At 39.0% G+C, this 1,475-nt stretch carries 4 protein-coding genes; all 4 read right to left on the reverse strand.

Going from position 1 to position 1,475, the window contains the following annotated elements; translation table 11 throughout:
* Positions 1–207: PrgI family protein (locus HMPREF2801_RS05710; protein ID WP_148130080.1), on the reverse strand; the 207-nt coding region annotated here is incomplete at its 3' end.
* 3 nt (positions 208–210) lie between these two features.
* Positions 211–474 (reverse strand): hypothetical protein, encoded by a 264-nt coding sequence (locus tag HMPREF2801_RS05715; RefSeq protein WP_007894829.1) that lies wholly within the window; start codon positions 472–474, stop codon positions 211–213.
* Positions 475–491: 17 nt separating this feature from the next.
* Positions 492–1,355, reverse strand: coding sequence for a VirB6/TrbL-like conjugal transfer protein, CD1112 family (locus HMPREF2801_RS05720; RefSeq protein WP_000466901.1), 864 nt, complete (start codon positions 1,353–1,355; stop codon positions 492–494).
* Between the two features lie 19 nt (positions 1,356–1,374).
* A partial coding sequence (locus HMPREF2801_RS05725) for a Maff2 family mobile element protein (protein ID WP_243123086.1) occupies positions 1,375–1,475 on the reverse strand: 101 nt, incomplete at its 5' end.

Genomic DNA, 1,475 nt, shown 5'->3' on the forward strand with positions numbered 1-1,475 from the left:
AAAAAGAGTGATAAAAAATATAGGGAGAGTAGACACAATGAGAAAGATGACTGCTATATCATTTGGAACAACCTTTCGCATAAATAAATAGATTGGTATTCCAATCAGTCCTGCAATCGTAAAACCTATCAGTTGTCTTTTTGTCAGGTTGAATGCAACCTTTGTTTTTACCTTCTTTAAGTCTTTTGGGATAGGTACATACGCCATAACTTACCTCCCATCTTCTTTACCCTTTGAAAGCTCCTCTATATGCTCATATACGGAGCCGATTTCTTCCTGAATACTTGCAATCTGTTCATTTGTACTTCTGTTATATCTTTCCTGCATTAGACAAAAATCATTGTGGCAGCGACCGATGTCTTTTGTTCTTTCTTCCAAGTCCTCCACTTTGCTGTGAAGCCTGATTCTATCCATTACTGCCAAAATACCTGTTCCAACTGCTACTGCTATCAATACTGTTTTTCTTTTGTTCATCATATATTTCCTTTCTTTTAGTGTGCATTTAATACGCTTTTGGCCAGTGTTCCGCTCTTTAGCATCATTAACCCCAGCAAAACCGCATATCCAAGTATCGTAAAGGTACTTGTGTGTATATCTGTTATCTGTATTGTTTTAACTAATACTGCGTATATTCCAAGACAAACCATTAAAAAGAGTCCTTGTAATCCTATGGCAAATAAGCCTTTGATATAGTTTGTTCCGATTTGTCCCCACTCTTTGTTTCCCATTGTGGCAAAAGGAATGGCTGAAACGGATGAGTAAACATAAATCTCAAACATTCTGCCGTATACCACAAGCATAATCACAATGGAAATGACCTGTATTGCCACCTTTATGAGCGAGGTTTCAAAGAGTATCATGACAAGCTCTCCAAGACCTTTATCTTTTAAGCCTTCTACCATCGTTACAATCTGATCTCCGGAGATAACGGCAGAGGTGTTAATTACCCCTGCCGCTTTATTTACCATGTGCTGTGCAACATCAAAGACTGCCATAGAAAACTGAAAAGCATGGGACACTAACCATACGGCAATCCACATCTTTATGATGTACTTGAAAAATTCAAAGGTATCTGTATCGTGCATATTGTTCTTTTGCATAACCATATTGATAAGCTCGATACAAAGGACTGCCGTTATGATTAGCCCTGCAATGGGGATAATGACAGAGTCGTTAATGCTTTTGATAAAACTAAAAACCTGTCCGTTCCACCCCATCGGTGTCTTTCCCACATCCGTTGCAATCGCACCAACTTTATCGTTGATGTCAAGAAACATGGACTCTAAGTTTGCTTGGATACCGCCCAGTAGAAGATCTTTGAAAAACTCCTCTATCTTGTCGAATATCCCAAACATTTAATTTCTCCTTTTCTTCTTACTTGAGTACATTTGCAAGAAGCGGAATCAGCTTTAATCCGATAAGGACAATGCCGCCTCCTGCCATAAGCTGCTTAATGCCCTGAGATTTTGCACCCG

Origin of the sequence: Peptoniphilus sp. HMSC062D09 (assembly GCF_001811425.1) — a bacterium.
GTDB lineage: Bacteria > Bacillota > Clostridia > Tissierellales > Peptoniphilaceae > Peptoniphilus_A.